We start from the raw sequence: 21,294 nt of genomic DNA on the forward strand, positions 1-21,294 counted from the left end.
CCACAGAAGCGGAACAGCCTCTCTCGCAGCCGGGGCCACGAGAGGAAAAAGGGTTTACAGGGGGCGGGCGTGCATAGGAACACGCCGACGGTCAAGGTTACGGGGCCGCCCCGGAAGGGTCAAACCGGCCCCGCACCCCCCGTCACGTGACCGGCTTCTCACCGTCCGGCGGCAGCGGCTTGACGCCCTTGCACAGGTCCGTCTTGTCGGCGCTGCCCGGCCAGGCCACGGCCCGCGTGCGGTCGAAGTGCGAGCGGTACGTGTCGTGCACCGAGTCGTCGTCGATCTTGACGATCGCCTCGTCGTTCTCGCGCAGCGCCGGCGCCGTGTAGTTCTGCGAGCCGGTGAAGGAGACCTTGTTCCGCTTGCCGTCGTACACGCCGTCGACCAGCAGGTACTTCGAGTGGATGATGTACGGCGTGGTGAGGCGGGTGCCGGGGTGCAGCGGGTCCCTGTCGTCGTTGTAGCAGCGCACCGAGGGGCCGCCCGACTTGTGCAGCTGCTCCCAGGTGCCCGGGGTGCCGCCCTGGCTCTTGGCGCTGTCCGTCTCCGCGTACAGGATGCTGACCGAGCAGCCCGCCTTCTTCAGCGAGACGAGCTTGTCGGCGATCTGCTTCCGCGTGATCTTGAAGATCGCGGCGCGGACCTTGGTGTGCTGCGTGACGCCCGCGGTGTCCTTGTACGTGCACTTCACGTTGTTCAGGACCGAGTACATGGTGTCGGTCTCGTTGACCGTGCCGTTGCGCGGGAAGAAGTACGCCTTGTAGCGGCCGCTGCTGACCGTGCGGTAGTCCCAGTCGGCCCAGCGCTTGCCGAGCATGTCGGTGAAGTAGTCCGCGTACGCGTCGTACATGGCGGGGTTGTTCGGCAGCAGCAGCGCGTCGTTGAAGAACTTGGTGTGCGCCGACGGCGTCGAGTTCGAGGTGGTCTGCACGACCACGTCCTTGGCGCCCTCGACCTCCGAGAACAGCCAGAACTTGTTGTGCATGATCGACTTGCCGTACCTCGGGTCGCCCAGGCAGGACTTCCCCGTCGGGCAGAGCGACACGAAGGACGTCTTGGTCTTGTCCGTGCCGAGCGCCGTCTTCAGCGTGTTGTACGAGGTGTTCGTGGGCCGGTCGCTCTTGCTGGTCTCGTCGAGCAGCATCTGCACGTGGACGCCGCGGTTCTTGGCGTCGACGAGCGCGTTGACGACCGAGGCCTCCCACACGTGGTAGACCGCGACCTTGATCGTCGAGCCCGGCACGGCGGAGTTCGTCAGCTCGATCAGGCGGGCCCTGATCGCGTACTGCGCGTCGACGTCGCCCTTCGGGTCGTTGAAGATCGGCCCTTCCGTCCAGGTGGGCCCGGGGTCCGCCGACGCGGTCCCCACGGACCCGGCGGCCTGGATCCCCGCGGCCGAAAGGACCGTGGCCAGCGCCACCGCCTGGCGGCCGCCCTTGACCGGTTTCACCGCACGGTGTCGTCCCGTGCCTCGCAGGCGCGCATGCGCCATCAGTCATCCCTCCCCCGGACGCGACCACGCCGTCTCCCCACACGCGTGCTCACGCCCCTGTTCACTTATCAGACCTCATGAGTTTTACAGGTGCTCTCCTGTGCTCCAAGACCGGGGCGGCGCCTTCACACTTTCGGGGCGTAATGACGTGTTTGCCGGACACAGCGGTGCCCCCTGCCCGGCGGGAGACCGCCGTGCAGGGGGCACCGGTGTGCGAAGGGGTCAGGCCTCGTCGGCGCTGGCGGAGACGCCGGACGGCGTCTGCTCCGCCGCCGCGGCCTTCTTTGCCGTCGCCTTCGTCGCCTTCTTGGCCGTCGTCTTCTTGGCGGCCGTCTTCTTGGCCGCGGTCTTCTTGGCGGCCGTCTTCTTCGCGGGCGCCTTCTTGGCCGCCGTCTTGCGCGCCGTCTTCTTGGCCGGAGCGGCGGCTTCCTCGGCGGGTGCCTCGGACTCCGTCGCGGCCTTCTCGGCGGGCTGCTCGGCGGTCTTCTCCACCGGCTTCTCGGCCGACGGGACGACCATGACGGCCGCCTCGGCGGACGCGGTCGGCGCGGTGGCCTTGCGCACCGCACGGCGGCGCGGACGCGGCGGCGCGGCGTCGGCGACGGGCGCCTCGGCGGCGCCGGTCACGGGCTCGGCCACCGGCTCGGCGACCTGCTCCGCCTTCGGGGTCTCCGCCACGACGACCTCGGTGGCCTCGGGCTCGGCGGCCTTCGGCGAACCCGCGGGCGACGTCGCCTTGCGGACGGCACGGCGGCGCGTACGACCCTTCGGCGCGGCGTCGTCCACCGGCGCCTCGGTGACCTCGGCGTGGGCCTCCTGCGCCGCCTCGACGGCCGCGGGGCTGCCCACCATCGGGTCCTCGACGGCCGGGGCCTCGGTGCGGGCGACGTCGGACTCGACGACCGGAACCTCGGCGGCCTTGGCCGCTGCCTTCGCGGCCCGCTCCGCCTTCTCGGCGGCCTTGGCCCGCTTGCCCGACTTCCTCGCGCCCTTCGGAGCCTCCTCCTTGGAAGCGTCCGTCTGCGGAGCATCGGCCCGCGGGGCCTCCTCCGCGGGAGCGGCCTCCGCGCGCGGAGCGCCCGCCGGGGCCGACGCCCGGCGCGTCGCACGCCGCCGCGAACGGCCACGGGACGACGCGGCGGCCTCGGCCTCGGCCGCACTGCTGTAGAGCTCCTCGTCCGGGACGAACTCGGGCTCGGGCAGCGCCACCGGAGCGGCGACCTCGGCCGCGACCTCCGCCGCGGTCTCGTTCTCCGGCTCGGCGACGTCCGCCGACTCCACCTCGTGCGTGTGCTCGTGACCGTGGTCCTGCTGGTCCGAGCCGCCGCGGCCGCGCTTCTTGCGCTTGCCGCCGCCACCGGCGGAGGTGGGCTGCTCCATGTGCACGATGACGCCGCGGCCGTTGCAGTGCACGCAGGTCTCGGAGAAGGACTCCAGGAGGCCCTGTCCGACACGCTTGCGGGTCATCTGGACCAGGCCGAGCGAGGTGACCTCGGCGACCTGGTGCTTGGTCCTGTCCCGGCCCAGGCACTCCAGGAGGCGCCGCAGGACCAGGTCCCTGTTCGACTCGAGGACCATGTCGATGAAGTCGATGACGACGATGCCGCCCAGGTCGCGCAGGCGCAGCTGACGCACGATCTCCTCGGCCGCTTCGAGGTTGTTCCTCGTCACGGTCTCTTCGAGGTTGCCGCCCTGGCCGGTGAACTTGCCGGTGTTGACGTCGACGACGATCATCGCCTCGGTCTTGTCGATCACCAGCGAGCCGCCGCTCGGCAGCCAGACCTTGCGGTCCAGGGCCTTGGCGAGCTGCTCGTCGATCCGGTACGTCGCGAAGACGTCGACCTCGGACGTCCACCTGGAGAGGCGGTCCGCGAGGTCGGGGGCGACGTGCGAGACGTAGCCGTGGATGGTCTGCCACGCGTCGTCGCCGCTGACGATGACCTTGGAGAAGTCCTCGTTGAAGATGTCGCGGACGACCCGGACGGTCATGTCCGGCTCGCCGTACAGCAGGCCCGGCGAGCTCGTCGAGGCCGCCTTCGACTTCTTCTGGATGTCCTCCCACTGCTGCTGCAGACGCTCGACGTCGCGGCGCAGTTCGTCCTCGCTCGCGCCCTCGGCGGCGGTGCGCACGATGACGCCCGCGTCCTCGGGGACGATCTTCTTGAGGATGGTCTTCAGACGCGCGCGCTCGGTGTCGGGCAGCTTGCGGCTGATGCCGGTCATCGAGCCCTCGGGCACGTAGACCAGGTAGCGACCCGGCAGCGAGACCTGGCTGGTCAGACGGGCACCCTTGTGGCCGATCGGGTCCTTCGTGACCTGCACGAGGACCGACTGGCCGGACTTCAGGGCGGACTCGATGCGGCGGGGGCCGTTGGCCATCCCGAGCGCCTCGAAGTTGACCTCACCGGCGTACAGGACGGCGTTGCGGCCCTTGCCGATGTCGATGAACGCGGCCTCCATGGACGGCAGCACGTTCTGGACCTTGCCCAGGTAGACGTTGCCGACGTACGAGGTGGCCTGCTCCTTGTTGACGTAGTGCTCCACGAGCACGTTGTCCTCGAGGACGCCGATCTGGGTGCGCTCGCCGTTCTGGCGGACGACCATCACGCGCTCGACGGCCTCACGGCGGGCCAGGAACTCGGCCTCCGTGATGATCGGGACGCGGCGGCGGCCCTGCTCGCGGCCCTCGCGGCGGCGCTGCTTCTTGGCCTCGAGGCGGGTCGAGCCCTTGATGGACTGGACCTCGTCGGCGCCGGTGCCGAGCTCGCGCTCCTCCTTCTTGCGGGGCTCGCGGACCTTGACGACCGTGCGCTCCGGGTCGCCGTCGCCCGGCTCGCCCTCGGCGGAGTCACCGGCGCGGCGACGGCGGCGACGACGGCGACGGCTGCTGCTGGACCCGGCACCGCCGGACTCCGCGGCGTCGTCGGCCTCGGTGTCGTCGGACTCGTCGGCGTCGTCGGACGCGCCCTCGTCGGAGGGCTCCTGCTGCTCGGCGTCGGTGTCGTCGGAGTCGCCCGACGCGTCGTTCTGCTCGCTGTCCTGGTCGGCGGAGTCACCGCGGCGGCGACGGCGGCCACCGCGACGGCGACGGCGGCCCTGGCGCTCGCCGGACTCCTCCGTGTCGTCGTCGGAGTCGGCCTGCTCGGCGGCGGCCTCCTCGGGCTCCTCGGCCTGCTGCTCCTCGACCACGGCGGCCTTGACCGGCTCGCGCTCCTCGGCGGCGGGCTGCTCGTCCGCGCCGCGACGGCGGCGGCGACGGCGCGGGCCCGTCTCCTCCTCGGCGACGGGGACGGCGGGGGCGGGCGTGGGCTCGGGCTCGGGCTCGGCGGGCGTGTCCTCGGCGGCCTCGGCGGCGGCCGCCGCGGCGGCGCGCTCCGGGGTCTGGAACATGGGCTCGGCGAACACCGGGGCCTGGAAGACGGCGACGGCGGGGCGCGCGGGCTTGCGGCCGTCCTCGTCGGACTCCTCGGCGCGCTGGGCCTTGCGGGCCTTGTGCGCGGGCGGGGCGGAGAACCCGGTGGCCGCGGTCTTACGGGTGGCACGGCGGCGACGGCCGCGGGGCGCGTCGTCCTCGGCGGTGTCGGCGGCGGCTTCGTCGGCCGGAGCCTTCTCGGCGGCGGCAGGCTGCTCGGCGAGCTTCGCGGCCACTTCCTTCTCGGCGTTCTGCGGCGCCCCGGCGGGCGCGGAGGCACCACGGGTCGCACGGCGGCGAGCACGGCCCTTGGGGGCGTCCTCCTCGGCGACCGGCTCGGCCTGCGCCTGAGCCTCCTCGACGGCGGCCTGCGGCTCCGCGGCGGGAGCAGCGGCACCACGGGTGGCACGGCGGCGCGCACGGCCCTTGGGCGCGTCTTCCTCAGCGACCGGCTCGGCCTGCGCCTGAGCCTCCTCGACGGCGGCCTGCGGCTCCGCGGCGGGAGCAGCGGCACCACGAGTCGCACGACGGCGCGCACGACCCTTGGGCGCGTCCTCCTCGGCGACCGGCTCGGCCTGCGCCGGGGTCTCCTCGGCGGGGGCCTGCGGCGCGCCTGCGGGGGCGGAGGCACGGCGGGTGGCGCGGCGGCGCGGGCGCGCGGCGGGGGCCTCGGCGGCCTCCTCCCGCGGAGCGGCTTCCGGCGCTGTCTCCGCGGCGGGCGCGGGTGCGGCGGCGGGCTCCGTGGCCTCGGCGGTCTGCGGTGCGCCGGCCGGGGCGGAGGCGCGGCGGGTCGCACGGCGGCGAGCACGCGGCGCGGGGGCCTCGGCGGCCTCGGGCGTCCGCGGGGTCTCCTCGGCCGCTGCCGCGGCGGGGGCCTCTTCGGTGGCGGGGGTGGCCGGTATGGCCGGAGCCGCGGCTTCGGCGGCGCCGTTCGGCGGGCCCGCCGGACGCGATGCGGCGCGGCGCCTGCGGCGCGGCGGCAGGGTGTCGCTGGGGGTGTTGTTGTCCGAGCCCTCGGTGGGTTCGTTCGGCTCAAGCATGCGGGCGGTTCTCCCGTCACGCTCCCGGGCGCCGCGCCTGGTCCGGTGATGTCGCGGCTCGCGCTGTGCGCGGGGCCGCCATCCGGGGGCGTGGGCGCCGCACGGGAGCTCTATGTCTTGTCTCGCCGGTTCCGTACGCCCATGTGCGGACGGCCTGGCGAAAGTCTCGGTCAGTGCGCTGCCCGACCCAGGTGGCTCCCGAGTACGAGGGCTGCGCGGTGACGTACGTCCTTACCGGGGACCTTCCGGCGCCGGCGCCTTCGCGGCGGCAGGTACGGCGGCCGTGGGTGAAGCGGCCGTGTCTGCCTCGCGGTCGGGCGCGAGCGGGTCGGTCACCGTGCCGGTCTCTTCATCGAAAAGCCCCTGCGCCAGCCTGGTCACCGCTGCGGGGACCGGCGGCGCCAGGTCGGCCACAGCTCGGAGACCGGACAGGACGTCGTCAGGTCGTACGGCAGGTGTCACGTGCCGAACAACCAGCCGCAGTATCGCACAGGGCTTGTCGCTCGGCCTATCAGCATCGTCGGCGAGCGGTCCGCCGGCGACCGTCGCGAGGCTCACCACGGCCTCGCGTGCGTCGAAGGTCCGCATGCCGTTCTTCGTACGGCGCTGGACCTCGACCTTCTCGGCCGCCGTGAACTGCTCGGCGGCCGACTGCGCCGCCGCGGGCGCCACGCCGTCCAGGCGCAGCTCCCAGACGGAGGCCGTCAGCCGGTCCGCGAGTCCCGAGGTGCGGGACTCGACGGCGTCGACGATGTCGAGCCCGGTGGGCATCGACTCGTCGAGGAGCTCCCGGAGCTTGTCCGGGTCGCGCGGTGCGGTGAGCGCGATCTCCAGGTACTCGGCCTCACTGCCCGTGCCGGTGGGTGCGGCATTGGCGTACGACACCTTGGGGTGCGGGGTGAACCCCGCCGAGTACGCCATGGGCACCTCGGCGCGGCGCAGCGCACGCTCGAAGGCGCGCTGGAAGTCACGGTGGCTGGTGAACCGGAGGCGGCCGCGCTTGGTGTAGCGCAGGCGGATGCGCTGCACCGCGGGTGCGGGCGGCGGGCCTACGGGCTGTCGCTTGCCCAGTGTCGTCAGTCCTTCATGAGTGCGGTCGTACTGTTGCCTAGAGTACGTGTGTCGGGCGTGTCGGGTTCCCGCCGGGCCACCGGAACCGCCTCGCGCGGCGCTCCGAACAGCATGCGCCGTACGTCGGCGCGCGTCTGGCGGACGGTGTCCCTGGCGGAGGTGAGCGCCCGCCGCGTGGTGCGGCCGACGGCCCGGGCGGCCGCGGCGACGGGGTTCCAGAGCACGTCGCGGATGACGTGTCCGACGGGCGTGAGGACCGTGCGGTACGCCCACCGCACCGGCTCGACGAAGATCCACCGAAGGAGTGTGCCGAGGAAGCGGCCCACGGCGAGGGAGATGTGCCCGGCGATGCGCCAGGCGTGTCCGAAGGCGTCGGAGATCTCCCGCGCGACGACGGCGATCGCCCTCCCTGTGGGGGCGAGCACCCAGCGCCACAGGGCGACGAGGGGCACGACGAAGATCCAGCGGAGCAGCGTCGTGACGCCGTGCCCGACCGGGGTGAGCACGGCCTTGTACAGCCACACCACGGGCACCACGATCAGCGTCCGGACCAGCCAGGCGATCGCGATGCCGACCGGCACGACCACGTACCGCCACAGGCCCACCCACGGCCACACGAACACGGCCTTGCCGAGCCAGCCGAGGCCGACCAGCAGGGCGCGTCCGATCGGCGTCAGCACGCGCGCGTAGAGCCACGTGGCCGGGATGACGAGGAGGACCCGGCCGAGCCAGGCAATGCCGTGTCCGACGGGGGTCAGCACGCGCGCGTAGAGCCACGTCGCGGGGATGACGAACAGGCCGCGGCCCAGCCAGCCGAGGCCCTTGCCGACCGGCACGAGCACGTACCGCCACAGGCCGACCCACGGCCACACGAACACGGCCTTGCACAGCCATGTCAGTACGGCGCCGATGCCACGCCCGACGGGACGCAGCACGGAGCGGTGGAGGAAGCGGCCGCACACGGCGAGCGCGTCCCAGAGCAGGCGTACGGGGACGACGAGTACGAGTACGACGATCCGCACCGGGATGCGGATCGCGACGGCGAGACAGCCGTCCGCCTGCGCGGGCGCCACGGGCTGCGCGGGTGCCACCGGCCGCGTGGGCGTCGCAGGGTGCGCGACCTGCTGGTCGGGCCGTTTTTCCAGGTCCATGTCGTCCTAGACGCGCGCGGCGCCGGTTCGGATCCAGTACCGCAGTTTCCCGCTGCGTTCGTCCTCGAACGTGCCGCCCGCCGCCTCGATGACCTTGCGCGAGCCGATGTTGTCGGTGTCGCAGGTCACCAGGACGGTTTCCAGGCCGAGTCCGGCGGCGTGCGGGAGGCAGGCGCGCAGCATGTCGGTGGCGTGGCCGCGGAGCCGGGCGGTGGGGCGGACCTCGTAGCCGATGTGGCCGCCGTACTCGCGCAGGAAGCGGGTGGCGATGGTGTGCCGGACGGTGATCCTGCCGAGGTAGTCGGCGCCGTCGACGTACCAGAAGGTCGTGACGGGGACGGAGTGTGCTTCGGCAGGGTGTGCGGCGGCGCGGACCTCGGCGACGTACGCCGCGAAGACCGCCGGGTCGCGCCAGCGCGGGCCGTAGTCCCGGAGGGTGGCGCCGAGCGTCGTGTCGTCGTCGGGCCCGCCGCGCCCCTCGGCCCGGAACTCCTCCATCGCGGCGATGTAGGAGCGGTGCACCAGGCCGGTGGGCGGGGCGAGTTGAGGCACTGTCAGGTGTCTCGGTTACTTCACGACGGTGAGCGGCAGGAGCTTCTTGCCGGTGGGGCCGACCTGGATGTGCGTGTCCATCTGCGGGCAGACGCCGCAGTCGAAGCACGGCGTCCAGCGGCAGTCCTCGACCTCGGTCTCGTCGAGCGAGTCCTGCCAGTCCTCCCAGAGCCAGTCCTTGTCGAGACCGGAGTCCAAGTGGTCCCAGGGCAGCACTTCCTCGTAGGTGCGCTCGCGCGTGGTGTACCAGTCGACGTCGACGCCCATCTCGGGCAGCGTCTTCTCGGCGCACCGCATCCAGCGCTCGTACGAGAAGTGCTCACGCCAGCCGTCGAAGCGGCCGCCCTCTTCGTAGACGGCGCGGATGACGGCGCCGATGCGGCGGTCGCCGCGCGAGAGCAGGCCCTCGACGATGCCGGGCTTGCCGTCGTGGTAGCGGAAGCCGATCGAGCGGCCGTACTTCTTGTCGCCGCGGATCTTGTCGCGGAGCTTCTCCAGGCGGGCGTCGGTCTCCTCGGAGGAGAGCTGCGGGGCCCACTGGAAGGGCGTGTGGGGCTTCGGCACGAAGCCGCCGATCGACACCGTGCAGCGGATGTCGTTGGAGCCGGAGACCTCGCGGCCCTTCTGGATGACCTTCGTCGCCATGTCGGCGATCTGGAGGACGTCGTCGTCGGTCTCGGTGGGCAGGCCGCACATGAAGTACAGCTTCACCTGGCGCCAGCCGTTGCCGTACGCCGTCGAGACGGTGCGGATGAGGTCTTCCTCGGACACCATCTTGTTGATGACCTTGCGCATGCGCTCGGAGCCGCCCTCGGGGGCGAAGGTCAGGCCGGACCTGCGGCCGTTCCTGGTCAGCTCGTTGGCGAGGTCCACGTTGAAGGCGTCGACGCGGGTCGAGGGGAGGGACAGGCCGATCTTGTCCTCCTCGTACCGGTCGGCGAGGCCCTTGGCGACGTCGGCGATCTCGCTGTGGTCGGCGGAGGAGAGCGAGAGCAGGCCGACCTCTTCGAAGCCGGTCGCCTTGAGACCCTTGTCGACCATGTCGCCGATGCCGGTGATGCTTCGCTCCCGCACGGGGCGCGTGATCATGCCGGCCTGGCAGAAACGGCAGCCGCGGGTGCAGCCGCGGAAGATCTCCACGGACATGCGCTCGTGGACGGTCTCGGCGAGCGGGACGAGGGGCTGCTTGGGGTAGGGCCACTCGTCGAGGTCCATGACGGTGTGCTTGGACACGCGCCACGGCACGCCGCTGCGGTTGGGGACGACGCGGCCGATGCGGCCGTCCGGGAGGTACTCGACGTCGTAGAACCGGGGGATGTAGACCGATCCGGTCCTGGCCAGGCGGAAGAGGACTTCCTCGCGGCCGCCGGGGCGGCCCTCGGCCTTCCAGGCGCGGATGATCTCCGTCATGTCGAGCACGGCCTGCTCGCCGTCGCCGATGATCGCGGCGTCGATGAACTCGGCGATCGGCTCGGGGTTGAAGGCGGCGTGACCGCCGGCGAGGACGATCGGGTCCTCGACGGTGCGGTCCTTGGCCTCCAGCGGGATGCCCGCGAGGTCCAGGGCGGTCAGCATGTTCGTGTACCCGAGCTCGGTGGAGAAGCTCAGGCCGAAGACGTCGAAGGCACCGACGGGGCGGTGCGAGTCGACGGTGAACTGGGGGACCTGGTGCTCGCGCATCAGGGCCTCCAGGTCGGGCCACACGCTGTAGGTGCGCTCGGCGAGCACGCCCTCGCGCTCGTTGAGGACCTCGTAGAGGATCATGACGCCCTGGTTGGGCAGACCCACCTCGTACGCGTCCGGGTACATGAGCGCCCAGCGGACGTCACAGGATTCCCACGGCTTGACGGTGGAGTTCAGCTCACCGCCGACGTACTGGATGGGCTTCTGCACATGCGGGAGCAGAGCTTCGAGCTGTGGGAAGACCGATTCGGCAGACATCGCGGACCTTCATGAGCTGGCAGGGGTGACCATCAAGCGTACCCCGGCGTTCAGCTCCCCAGTGCCGACCGCACTTTCGCCCGGGACGCCTCGGCCCACACCTCCGGCAGTTCCCGCTCGCGGTCGTTGCCCGCCGCCTCCTCCTGGCCGTACAGCAGGCCCCAGGTGAACGCGGACTCCCCCGCCAGGTGGGCCTGGATGGCGAGGGCGCGCAGGGCCTCGCGGGCGACGACGCTGTCCTGGTGGTCGCCGAGCACCTTCTGGACGGACTTCATCCGCTTGGCGAACTTCTTCGCGGGCTTGCCGAGCGCGGGGGTCGCGGCCTCGCCCGCGTACCGGGCGCGCTTGGCCGCCTTGCGGGCGTCGTGCAGGGCCACGTCGCGCTCCTGGCCCGGGGGCAGGTTCAGGGCGTGCTCGACACGGGTGGCGAGGCGGGCGTAGTCCTTGAGGGCCGCCTTGACGAGCGCCTTCTCGGGCGGCTTGGCCGCCGCGGGGCGCAGCGGCGGCGCGGCGAGCAGGGCGTCGAGGCTGTCCAGGAGGGCGAGGTAGCGCTTGCTCTCCAGGGCGGCGACCGTCCTGCGCCGGGAGCCCGCGCTGCGGGCGACGGTCCAGATGCGCAGGCGGCCACGGACCGGTCCGAGGAGGAGGGTCCTGGGCAGTGCGCCGATGCGGTCGGTGAGCCGTTCGGTGAGGACTTCCTGGTCGCGGTCGACGCCAAGCTCGGCGGCGAGCCACTTGAGTTCTTCGCCGACGGGGTCGGTGACCGTGCGGTCGAGGACCTTCCCGTACGACTTGAAGGCGCTGCGCAGCCGCCTCGTGGCGACCCGCATCTGGTGCACCGAGTCGGGCAGGTCGCGGCGGACGGCGGGGTCGAGCGCGAGGAGGGCGTCGCGCTGGGTGCGGAGGCGGGCGAGGACGTGGTCTCCGGAGGAGACGGGTGTGTCGTCCTCAAGGCGGACGACGGCGTGGCCCGTGCCCTCGTCGTCGGTCCACTCGGTCTCGGGGTCCATCGGTGCTGTCGTGCGCAGGGCCCGGTTCAGCTTCGAGGACCACATGGAGCGCTCCACGCCCGCTTTGCGGAGCTTCTTGTCGACCTTGTCGAGCAGTTGCGGGTCTCCGTCGTCGGCGAGCTCGACCTCCAGCTCGGACCAGCCGATGCGCTCACCTCCGGGGGCGCACCGCTCGGCGTGCACCGTGTCGAGGCTGACCTCGGCGAGCATGGCGCCGTCCGCGTCGACGAGGTGCCGCACGTGCCGGGTGGTCTCCAGGCGCAGCAGCGGCACCAGTTCGGCCTCGCGCACCCGGGCACGTACGAGTCCGAGCAGGGCGCGCGGCACCGTGTCCGAGAGCGGCGCGTGGATCTCGTCGCGCACGCCCTCGGCGAGTGACACGGGGAGTTTCAGGTGCCAGCCCGCGTCGTGGCCTCCGGTGCGGCGCCGCAGCGTGATGGAGGCGGCGGCGAGCCGCTGGTCGGGGGTGTCCCAGTAGACGGCGTCCAGATCCGCCGTGCCTTTGTCGACGACGCCCGTGACCCCGGTGACTCTGGAGAGGTCGGGCAGCTCGGTGCCCGCAGTGACGTCGTACTTCCGCTCGATCTCGCGCTTCGTCTCCGCCATGAATTGAATCTAGACGCGAAATCGGACGGCAAACATGCCTGCGGCGGCCCCGGGCGCCGACTAGGCCGACATAGGCCGTTGCACCTTGATCGACTGGAGCAGTCCGACCGCCACCCAGACCGCGAACATCGAGGAGCCTCCGTACGAGACGAAGGGCAGCGGGAGGCCCGCGACCGGCATGATGCCGAGGGTCATTCCGATGTTCTCGAAGGCCTGGAAGGCGAACCACGCGATGATTCCGGCGGCCACGATGGTGCCGTAGAGCTCGGTGGTCTCGCGGGCGATGCGGCAGGCGCGCCACAGGACGACGCCGAGCAGGACCAGGATCGCGCCCGCGCCCACGAAGCCGAGTTCCTCGCCCGCGACGGTGAAGACGAAGTCGGTCTGCTGCTCGGGGACGAACTGGCCTGTGGTCTGCGAGCCCTTGAAGAGGCCGGTGCCGGTCAGGCCGCCCGAGCCGATCGCGATGCGCGCCTGGTTGGTGTTGTAGCCGACGCCCGCCGGGTCGAGGGCGGGGTTGGCGAAGGCGGCGAAGCGCGCGATCTGGTAGTCGTCGAGGACGCCGAGCTGCCATATGGCGACGCCGCCGGCGACGCCCGCGCCGAGCAGTCCGAACACCCAGCGGTTGGAGGCGCCGGAGGCGAGCAGCACGCCGAGCACGATCATCGCCATCACCATGACCGAGCCGAGGTCGGGCATGAGCAGGACGATCATTATCGGGACGGCGGCCAGGCCCAGGGCCTGGAGGACGGTGCGGTGGTCGGGGTGGTCGCGGTCGCCCGCGTCAACGCGGGCCGCGAGCAGCATCGCCATGCCCAGGATGATCGTGATCTTCACGAACTCGGAGGGCTGGAGCGAGAAGCCGCCGCCGAGCACGATCCACGCGTGCGCGCCGTTGATCGTCGCGCCGAGCGGGGTGAGGACGAGCAGGACCAGGAAGACGGAGATGCCGTAGAGGATCGGCACGGCCGTGCGCAGGGTGCGGTGGCCGAGCCAGACGGTGCCGATCATCAGGGCGAAGCCGATGCCGGTGTTCAGGACGTGCTTGAGCGCGAAGGAGTACGGGTCGTCGCCAACGAGCTCGGTACGGTTGCGGGTCGCCGAGTAGACGAGCGCGGTGCCGATCCCGGAGAGGGCGATCGCCGCGATCAGCATGACCCAGTCGAGCCGGCGCACTATCGAGTCGCGGGCCATGAGCCGCGACACCCCGGAGCGTTCCGGGCCGTACCCGGAGACGGAGAAGCCGTTGCCGGTCATCAGTCGCGCCTCCAGTCGGCCGGCGGCGGGCCGGCCAGTTGCTGCTCGGCCGGGGGCTTGGGGGCCGCGGGCTTGTACGGCTTGATCTTCGGGGAGTGGATGGAGCCGTCGGGCTTGATCTTCGGCAGGTTCTTCTGCGGCTCGGGCAGGAGGGCCTTCTTCGGGTCCTGCTTGCCCTCGTCGTCCAGGCCGTAGATCGCGTTGTAGATCTGGCGGACGGCGGGTCCCGAGGCGCCGGAGCCCGTACCGCCCTGGGCGATCGTCATGACGATCGTGTAGTCCTTGGTGTACGTCGCGAACCACGAGGTGGTCTGCTTGCCGTAGACCTCGGCGGTACCGGTCTTGGCGTGCATCGGGATCTTGTCCTGCGGCCATCCCTGGAACCGCCAGGCCGCCGTGCCGCGCGTGGCGACGTCGGCGAGTGCACCGTCTATGTCCTTCTGCGTCTTGGCGTCGAAGGGCAGCTTGCCGTGCGACTTGGGCGCGATCTCCTCGACCTGGCGGCCGTCGGCGCTGACGATGGCCTTGCCGACGGTCGGGTCGTACAGGGTGCCGCCGTTGGCGATGGCCGAGTAGATCGTGGCCATCTGTATGGGCGTCACGAGGGTGTCGCCCTGGCCGATGGAGTAGTTGACGGAGTCACCGGCGCGCATCTTCATGCCTTCGAGGCAGTTCTCGTAGGCGATGCGTTCGGCGTAGTCGCCGCCGCTCTTCTTGCCCTGCTTGCACCAGGCGTCCTTGTTGGCCTTCCAGTAGTCCTTCTTCCACTGGCGGTCGGGGACGCGTCCTGTGACCTCGTTGGGGAGGTCGATGCCGGTCTCCTTGCCGAGGCCGAACTGGTGGGCGGTCTTGTAGAACCAGTCCTTGGGGTCCTTGACCGGCTTGTTGCCGCCGTCCTTGCGCCACTGGTCGTGCGACAGCTTGTAGAAGACGGTGTCGCAGGAGACCTCGAGTGCCTGGCCGAGGCTGATGGAGCCGTGGCCCTTGGACTCGTAGTTCTTGAAGGTCTGACCGCCGATGGAGTACGAGCTGGGGCACGGGTAGCGGCCGTTGAAGTCGTAGCCCGCGTTGACCGCCGCGGTCGTCGGGATGACCTTGAAGATGGAGCCGGGTGCGGCCTGGCCCTGGATGGCGCGGTTCAGCAGCGGGTAGTTGGACTTCTTGCCGGTGAGCCGGGCGTAGTCCTTGCCGGAGATGCCACCGACCCAGGCGTTCGGGTCGTACGACGGGTTGGAGGCCATGGAGACGACGCGTCCCGTCTTGTTCTCCATGACGACGACGGCGCCCGCGTCCGCCTTGTAGTTTTCGTTGGTGTTCTTGTCGAACTCCTGGCGGGCCTTCTTCATCGCGTCGTTCAGCCAGTACTCGGAGACGGCCTGCACGCGCGCGTCGATGCTGGTCACGACGTTCGCCCCGGGCCGCGCGTCGTCCGCGTCGGCCTCGCCGATGACGCGGCCGAGGTTGTCCACTTCGTAGCGGGTCACGCCGGCCTTGCCGCGCAGCTGCTTGTCGTACGTGCGCTCAAGGCCGGAGCGGCCCACCATGTCCGAGCGCAGGAACGGCGAGTCGCTGTTCTCGGCCTTCTTGATCTCCTCGTCCGTGACGGGCGAGAGATAGCCGAGGACCTGGGCGGTGTTGGACTTGCCGGGGGCCGCGTAACGCCGGACGGCGGTGGGCTCGGCGGTGATGCCGGGGAAGTCCTCGGAGCGCTCGCGGATCTGCAGCGCCTGCTTGGGCGTCGCCTCGTCGGTGATCGGGATGGGCTGGTACGGCGAGCCGTTCCAGCAGGGCTGCGGCGTCTTGGCGTCGCAGAGGCGGACCTTGCCCTCGACCTCTTCGGTCTTCATGTCGAGGACGTCGGCGAGCTTGGCGAGGACCGCCTTGCCGTCGTCCTTCATCTTCATCAGGTCGGTGCGGGACGCGGAGACGACGAGGCGGGTCTCGTTGTCGGCGATGGGTACGCCCCGTGCGTCCAGGATCGAGCCGCGCACGGCGGGCTGGACGACCTGCTGGACGTGGTTGCCGGAGGCCTCCTCGGCGTACTCGTCGCCGTTGCGGACCTGGAGGTACCAGAGGCGGCCGCCGAGGGTGAGCAGGAGGGAGACGACGAGGATCTGGATGATGACGAGACGGATCTGGACGCGTGGGGTCCGTCCGGTCTCGGGAATGTTGGTCACAGGCGCTTGACCCCCTTGATGCGTCCGGCGCGGGCGACGCGGGCCTTGGCCGCCTTCGCCCGCAGGCCGCTGCCGCGCTGGTTGCCGATGCTCAGGCCGGTGCCGGACGAGAGCCAGCCGGAGGAGACGTCGGTCGCCTTGTTGGCGGGTCCGTTCTCCCCGAGCGGGTCGTTGTCGGCGCGCCGGGCCAGCGCGATGATCAGCGGCACGGTGAACGGCGCGAGCAGCAGGTCGTAGAGCGCGGCGGTGAACAGGAGCCCGACCAGGCCCACATGGCGGGCGGCGGTGTCGCCGACGAGGGAGCCGACGCCCGCGTACAGCAGCGTCGATCCGATGGCGGCGCTGACGACCACGACGAGCGCTCCGGTGGCGGAGCGGAGGCGGCCGCCGTCGGGCTTGGCGAGGCCCGCGAGGTAGCCGATGACGCAGAGCACCAGCGCGTACCGTCCCGCGGCGTGGTCGGCGGGCGGCGCCAGGTCGGCGAGGAGACCCGCGCCGAAGCCGACGAGGGCGCCGCCGACGTGGCCGTAGACCAGGGCGAGGCCGAGGACGGTGAGCAGGACGAGGTCCGGGACCGCACCCGGCAGCTGGAGCCGCGCCAGGACGCTGACCTGGATGACCAGGGCGACGACGACGAGGGCGGCGGACAGCAGGATTCGGTTGAAGCGCATGGGTCCGGTCTCCTACTGCTCGTCGTTGCCGGCGTCGGCGCCGTCCACCGGCCTGCCCGACGGGGTGGCCGTGACGGTCACCGTCGGCGTCGGCTTGGGCTTTTCGGGCTTCTTCGGCAGGACCGTGTCGCGCGGGTCCTCGCGGGGCGCTTCGACGACGACGCCGACGATGTCGAGCTTGGTGAACCCGACGTACGGCTTCACGTAGACGTTGCGGGTGAGGTCGCCGCCCGACGGGTCGACGCGGACGATCTCGCCGACCGGGACGCCCGGCACGAACGGCTTGTCCTTGCGCGAGCCGAAGGTGACCATGCGGTCGCCCTTCTTGACCTCGGCCTTGCCGTTGAGCAGCTGGACGGAGAGCGGGCGGTCGCCCTGTCCGGTGGCGAAGCCGAGCTCGTCGCTCTTCTCCATGCGGGTGCCGACGGTGAAGTCGGGGTCGTTGGCGAGCAGGACGGTCGCGGTGCTCGGGCCGACCGTGGTGACGCGGCCGACCAGGCCGTCGCCGTTCAGTACGGTCATGTCGCGCTTGATGCCGTCGTTGGCGCCCGCGTCGATGGTGACGGTCCAGGAGAAGCCCTGGGCCGCTCCTATCCCGACGACCTCGGCGCCCTTGATGCCGTACTGCCCGGCGCCTGCTGTCTTGAGCATGCTGTCGAGCTGGCGTACGCGGCTGCGGTTGCGGTCGTCGCTGCCGAGCTTGGCCTTCAGCGCGGCGTTCTGGCGCTCCAGTTCGGCGATGCGGCTGTGGCGTTCACCGGAGTCGCGCACCGCGCCGATGGCGTTGCCGATCGGGTCGACGGCGGAGGACATGCCCTCCTCGACCGGACCGAAGACGGTGGCGGCGGCCTGGCGGGCACCGTCGACCGGTGAGTCCTCGCCGCCGCGGATGTCCACCGTGATCAAAGCGAACGCGATGGCGACCAGCAGCACCAGGAGCAGCCGGCTCTCTCGTGTGTCCCTCACGTGCGGCGGCGTGCCTTCCTCAATCGGATTCCGTGGAAACTGCGGGTTCCACGAGGTTCTGGGGAATTGTCGTGCCTTAGGGGAATTGCGTGTCTTGCCTCTATATCAACGATCCGCCGCACGAGTCGGCAGGGACTCGTACGGCGGATCTTCGCGCGTCAGATCATCTGCGCGGCTGGGCGTCAAGCACCTGCTGCAACGCCTCGAACTCCTCGACGCACTTTCCGGAGCCGAGCGCCACGCTGTCCAGCGGGTCCTCGGCGATGTGGATCGGCATGCCGGTCTCCCTGCGCAGCCGCTCGTCGAGGCCGCGCAGCAGGGCGCCGCCACCGGTGAGAACGATGCCGCGGTCCATGACGTCACCCGACAGCTCGGGCGGGCACTTGTCGAGGGTGGTCTTGACCGCGTCGACGATCGCGTTGACCGGCTCCTCGATGGCCTTGCGGACCTCGGCGGCGGAGATGACGACGGTCTTGGGCAGCCCGGAGACCAGGTCCCGGCCGCGGATCTCGGTGTGCTCGTCGGCGTCCATGTCGTACGCCGAACCGATGGTGATCTTGATCTGTTCGGCGGTGCGTTCGCCGAGGAGGAGGGAGTACTCCTTCTTGATGTGCTGGATGATCGCGTTGTCCAGCTCGTCGCCGGCGACGCGGATCGACTGTGCCGTGACGATTCCGCCGAGGCTGATGACCGCGACCTCGGTGGTGCCGCCGCCGATGTCGACCACCATGTTGCCCGTGGCCTCGTGGACCGGGAGGCCGGAGCCGATGGCCGCGGCCATGGGCTCCTCGATGATGTGCACCTGGCGCGCGCCGGCCTGCGAGGAGGCCTCGATGACGGCGCGGCGTTCGACGCCGGTGATGCCGGAGGGCACGCAGACGACGACGCGCGGACGGGCGAGGTAGCGCCGCTTGTGGATCTTCAGGATGAAGTAGCGGAGCATGCGCTCGGTGATCTCGAAGTCGGCGATCACGCCGTCCTTCAGAGGGCGCACCGCGACGATGTTGCCGGGCGTGCGCCCGATCATCTTCTTCGCTTCTGCGCCGACCGCGAGAATGCCACCGGTGTTGGTGTTGATCGCGACGACGGACGGCTCGTTGAGTACGATCCCCCGACCCCTGACGTACACCAGCGTGTTGGCGGTCCCGAGGTCGACAGCCATGTCACGGCCGATGAACGACATGTTGTTCCCCATGAGGATGCGTCTGGCCTTCCCTAGTGGAGCGTGTGATGGCTTTTTAGGTAGGCGAGGTGGGTGCTGTGTGGCAGTGGAGGCTTCCATCGTAGTCTCGGCTGCGCGAACACGGCGCTAGGGTCTTCGCCATTGTCAGCAGATGATGGGCCGCCTCGCCCTTGGAGACGTGCCATCGGAGGCACGGGTTCCCCCAATTGGGGCGCATATGCCAAAGGACGGCCGAATTCCTTCGGCCGTCCCGGGCTGAAAACAGCACGCTCCTGACGCGGAGTCAGAAAATAATGTGTCGGGCTGATCGGACCAGGGCCCGTTGTCCTAGACGACGCCCGGGAAGAAGATCTTGAGCTCGCGCTCCGCGGACTCCTCCGAGTCCGAGGCGTGGATCAGGTTCTCCCGGACGATCGTGCCGAAGTCGCCGCGGATCGAACCCGGCGCCGCGGCGATCGGGTCGGTCGGCCCGGCGAGCGCGCGCACACCCTCGATGACCCGCTCGCCCTCGACGACGAGCGCGACGACGGGACCGGACGACATGAAGGCGACCAGCGGCTCGTAGAAGGGCTTGCCCTTGTGCTCGCCGTAGTGCTGCTCCAGGGTCTCCTGATCCAGCGAACGCAGCTCCAGCGCGGAGATCGTCCAGCCCGCCTTGCGCTCGATGCGGCCGATGATCTCGCCGATCAGGCCACGACGGACGGCGTCGGGCTTCAGCAGGACGAGGGTGCGCTGGCTCATGTGCGGCTCCAAGAGGTGTTCTTGCGATCTCTGCGATCGGGTGGGATTGGGCCGCACGATACCGGGGTCGGCTACGCCGCGTTACCTCCGGCCTCCGGCTGCCCCTCCCCCATGGCCGCGAAGCGGGCCTTCGCCTCGTCGATCTTGCGGCCGAAGTGGACCGAAGCCCACCAGATGGCGGCGAACACGGCGCCCAGGAAGAACATCGTCGGCACCACGAAACCGCTCGCGATCAGCGCGACCTGGAGGGCCCAGCCGAGCTGCACCCCGCCGGGCCGGGTGACCATCCCGCAGAGCAGGAGACTCACCAGCATCGCGATGCCGCAGACCGTCCAGACCGTGCCCATGGACAGGTCGTCGTCCTTCATGGCGACCAGACCCGCGAAGCCGATCACGAAGAACTCGCCGATCAGCGTCGAAGCGCAGAGCGTACGCACAGGATTTCAGCCTCTCCCCAGGAGCAGTCGGGCCTCGCCGACCGTGATGACGGAACCAGTGACGAGGACGCCGCCGCCCGCGTACTCCCCCTCTTCCTCGGCGAGGGTGATCGCCGCCTCCAGCGCGTCGTCCAGGCGCGGCTCGACCTGCACGCGGTCGTCGCCGAAGACCTCGACGGCGAGCCCGGCGAGGGTGTCCGCGTCCATCGCACGGTGGCTGGAGTTCTGCGTGACGACGACCTCGGCGAAGATCGGCTCGAAGGCTTCCAGAAGCCCCTTCACGTCCTTGTCGTCACTCGCGCCGACCACACCGATGAGCCGGCTGAAGTCGAAGACCTCGCTGATCGCGGCGGAGGTGGCGCGGGCGCCCGCCGGGTTGTGCGCGGCGTCCAGGACGACGGTGGGCGAACGGCGCACCACTTCGAGCCTGCCCGGCGAGGAGACCGTCGCGAACGCCTTGCGGATCGCGTCGATGTCCAGCGGGCGCGCGTGCTGCGAGCCGATGCCGAAGAACGCCTCGACGGCGGCGAGCGCCACCGCGGCGTTGTGCGCCTGGTACTCGCCGTGCAGCGGCAGGAACACCTCTTCGTACTCCCCGCCGAGCCCGCGGAGCGTCAGGAGCTGGCCGCCGACCGCCACCTGACGGGCGACGACACCGAACTCCAGGCCCTCGCGGGCGACCGTCGCGTCGACCTCGACGGCCTTCTTCAGCAGGACCTGCGCGGCGTCCACCGGCTGCTGCGCCATGATCACCGTGGCGTCCTGCTTGATGATGCCGGACTTCTCCTTGGCGATCTCGCCGGGCGTGTCGCCCAGGCGGTCGGTGTGGTCGAGGTCGATGGGGGTGACGACGGCGACCGAGCCGTCGATCACGTTCGTCGCGTCCCAGCTGCCGCCCATGCCGACCTCGACGACGGCCACGTCCACGGGGGCGTCCGCGAACGCCGCGTACGCCATGCCGGTGAGGACCTCGAAGAAGGAGAGGCGGTACTCCTGCTGGGAGTCGACCATCTCCACGTACGGCTTGATGTCCTGATACGCCTCCACGAAGCGCTCGGCCTCGATGGGGGCGCCGTCCAGGCTGATCCGCTCGGTGATCGACTGGACGTGGGGCGAGGTGTACCGCCCCGTGCGCAGGTCGAAGGCGGAGAACAGGGCCTCGATCATGCGGGCCGTGGACGTCTTTCCGTTCGTGCCCGTGATGTGGATCGAGGGGTACGCACGCTGGGGCTCGCCCAGGACGTCCATCAGCGCGGCGATGCGGCTGACGGACGGCTCCAGTTTGGTCTCGCCCCAGCGGCCCGCGAGCTCCGTCTCCACCTCGCGCAGCGCCCGGTCCACCTCCGGGTCGGTGGGTCGCGCGGGGACACCGCTCTCGGGCGGGCCCGCCTGGGTGCGCAGGGTGCGGCTGCCCGCCTCGATCACGGCGAGGTCGGGGTCGCGGTTGGTTTCGGCATCGACGATGTCCTCGAAGGCGTCGTCCGGGTCGGCGGGGCGGTCGGCATGGTCGTCGCGCGGGGGGAGATCACTCACGTACGCCAGTCTACGGAGCGGCACCGACAGCCGTCGTCAGGACCTGTCGGA

Annotated in this window: 15 protein-coding genes; all 15 read right to left on the reverse strand. The window is 70.8% G+C overall.

What is annotated here, in order from left to right:
* Nucleotides 1-142: 142 nt before the first annotated feature.
* A complete protein-coding gene (locus NOO62_RS13875) occupies nt 143-1,495 on the reverse strand; it encodes a phospholipase D-like domain-containing protein (RefSeq protein ID WP_268771203.1) in 1,353 nt (450 codons plus the stop codon).
* 222 nt (nt 1,496-1,717) lie between these two features.
* Complete coding sequence (locus tag NOO62_RS13880) at nt 1,718-5,947, reverse strand: Rne/Rng family ribonuclease (RefSeq protein WP_268771204.1); 4,230 nt, start codon at nt 5,945-5,947, stop codon at nt 1,718-1,720.
* A gap of 231 nt (nt 5,948-6,178) precedes the next feature.
* Nucleotides 6,179-6,976, reverse strand: a complete 798-nt coding sequence (locus tag NOO62_RS13885; protein ID WP_268771205.1) for a TIGR03936 family radical SAM-associated protein — start codon at nt 6,974-6,976, stop codon at nt 6,179-6,181.
* A 47-nt stretch (nt 6,977-7,023) separates the two neighbouring features.
* The gene (locus NOO62_RS13890) at nt 7,024-8,169 is read right to left on the reverse strand and encodes a hypothetical protein (RefSeq protein ID WP_268771206.1); all 1,146 of its coding nucleotides are present in this window, start codon (nt 8,167-8,169) and stop codon (nt 7,024-7,026) included.
* A gap of 6 nt (nt 8,170-8,175) precedes the next feature.
* Entirely contained in the window at nt 8,176-8,721 is a 546-nt protein-coding gene (locus NOO62_RS13895) for a GNAT family N-acetyltransferase (protein WP_321170571.1), read from the reverse strand.
* Nucleotides 8,722-8,736: 15 nt separating this feature from the next.
* Nucleotides 8,737-10,662 (reverse strand): TIGR03960 family B12-binding radical SAM protein, encoded by a 1,926-nt coding sequence (locus NOO62_RS13900; RefSeq protein ID WP_268771207.1) that lies wholly within the window; start codon nt 10,660-10,662, stop codon nt 8,737-8,739.
* A 50-nt stretch (nt 10,663-10,712) separates the two neighbouring features.
* Nucleotides 10,713-12,278: a CYTH and CHAD domain-containing protein gene (locus NOO62_RS13905; protein WP_268771208.1), complete on the reverse strand. Its 1,566-nt coding sequence runs from the start codon at nt 12,276-12,278 to the stop codon at nt 10,713-10,715.
* 60 nt (nt 12,279-12,338) lie between these two features.
* Nucleotides 12,339-13,535: a rod shape-determining protein RodA gene (rodA, locus tag NOO62_RS13910; protein WP_268771209.1), complete on the reverse strand. Its 1,197-nt coding sequence runs from the start codon at nt 13,533-13,535 to the stop codon at nt 12,339-12,341.
* Entirely contained in the window at nt 13,535-15,712 is a 2,178-nt protein-coding gene (mrdA, locus tag NOO62_RS13915) for a penicillin-binding protein 2 (protein WP_268771210.1), read from the reverse strand. The genes rodA and mrdA overlap by 1 nt, the downstream gene beginning before the upstream one ends.
* Nucleotides 15,709-16,383, reverse strand: coding sequence for a rod shape-determining protein MreD (gene mreD / locus NOO62_RS13920; RefSeq protein WP_268771211.1), 675 nt, complete (start codon nt 16,381-16,383; stop codon nt 15,709-15,711). Before mreD ends, mrdA begins: the two co-directional genes overlap by 4 nt.
* A 12-nt stretch (nt 16,384-16,395) precedes the next feature.
* Complete coding sequence (gene mreC, locus NOO62_RS13925; RefSeq protein ID WP_268771212.1) at nt 16,396-17,349, reverse strand: rod shape-determining protein MreC; 954 nt, start codon at nt 17,347-17,349, stop codon at nt 16,396-16,398.
* A gap of 163 nt (nt 17,350-17,512) precedes the next feature.
* Nucleotides 17,513-18,532 carry a rod shape-determining protein gene (locus NOO62_RS13930; RefSeq protein WP_030362602.1) on the reverse strand — a complete coding sequence of 340 codons (1,020 nt, stop codon included), beginning with the start codon at nt 18,530-18,532 and terminating at the stop codon, nt 17,513-17,515.
* Nucleotides 18,533-18,859: 327 nt separating this feature from the next.
* Nucleotides 18,860-19,273: a nucleoside-diphosphate kinase gene (gene ndk / locus NOO62_RS13935; protein ID WP_150218669.1), complete on the reverse strand. Its 414-nt coding sequence runs from the start codon at nt 19,271-19,273 to the stop codon at nt 18,860-18,862.
* Between the two features lie 71 nt (nt 19,274-19,344).
* The gene (locus tag NOO62_RS13940; protein WP_268771214.1) at nt 19,345-19,710 is read right to left on the reverse strand and encodes a DUF4233 domain-containing protein; all 366 of its coding nucleotides are present in this window, start codon (nt 19,708-19,710) and stop codon (nt 19,345-19,347) included.
* A 6-nt stretch (nt 19,711-19,716) separates the two neighbouring features.
* A complete protein-coding gene (gene folC, locus NOO62_RS13945; RefSeq protein ID WP_268771215.1) occupies nt 19,717-21,243 on the reverse strand; it encodes a bifunctional tetrahydrofolate synthase/dihydrofolate synthase in 1,527 nt (508 codons plus the stop codon).
* Nucleotides 21,244-21,294: the final 51 nt, after the last annotated feature.

Origin of the sequence: Streptomyces sp. Je 1-369 (genome assembly GCF_026810505.1) — a bacterium.
GTDB lineage: Bacteria > Actinomycetota > Actinomycetes > Streptomycetales > Streptomycetaceae > Streptomyces.

Bases quoted from the DNA above. Each gene is read 5' to 3' on its own strand.
- NOO62_RS13875 (WP_268771203.1), bottom strand. From the start codon at position 1,495: ATGGCGCATGCGCGCCTGCGAGGCACGGGACGACACCGTGCGGTGAAA.
- NOO62_RS13880 (WP_268771204.1), bottom strand. From the start codon at position 5,947: ATGCTTGAGCCGAACGAACCCACCGAGGGCTCGGACAACAACACCCCC.
- NOO62_RS13890 (WP_268771206.1), bottom strand. From the start codon at position 8,169: ATGGACCTGGAAAAACGGCCCGACCAGCAGGTCGCGCACCCTGCGACG.
- NOO62_RS13900 (WP_268771207.1), bottom strand. From the start codon at position 10,662: ATGTCTGCCGAATCGGTCTTCCCACAGCTCGAAGCTCTGCTCCCGCAT.
- NOO62_RS13905 (WP_268771208.1), bottom strand. From the start codon at position 12,278: ATGGCGGAGACGAAGCGCGAGATCGAGCGGAAGTACGACGTCACTGCG.
- rodA (WP_268771209.1), bottom strand. From the start codon at position 13,535: ATGACCGGCAACGGCTTCTCCGTCTCCGGGTACGGCCCGGAACGCTCC.
- mreD (WP_268771211.1), bottom strand. From the start codon at position 16,383: ATGCGCTTCAACCGAATCCTGCTGTCCGCCGCCCTCGTCGTCGTCGCC.
- NOO62_RS13930 (WP_030362602.1), bottom strand. From the start codon at position 18,532: ATGTCGTTCATCGGCCGTGACATGGCTGTCGACCTCGGGACCGCCAAC.
- ndk (WP_150218669.1), bottom strand. From the start codon at position 19,273: ATGAGCCAGCGCACCCTCGTCCTGCTGAAGCCCGACGCCGTCCGTCGT.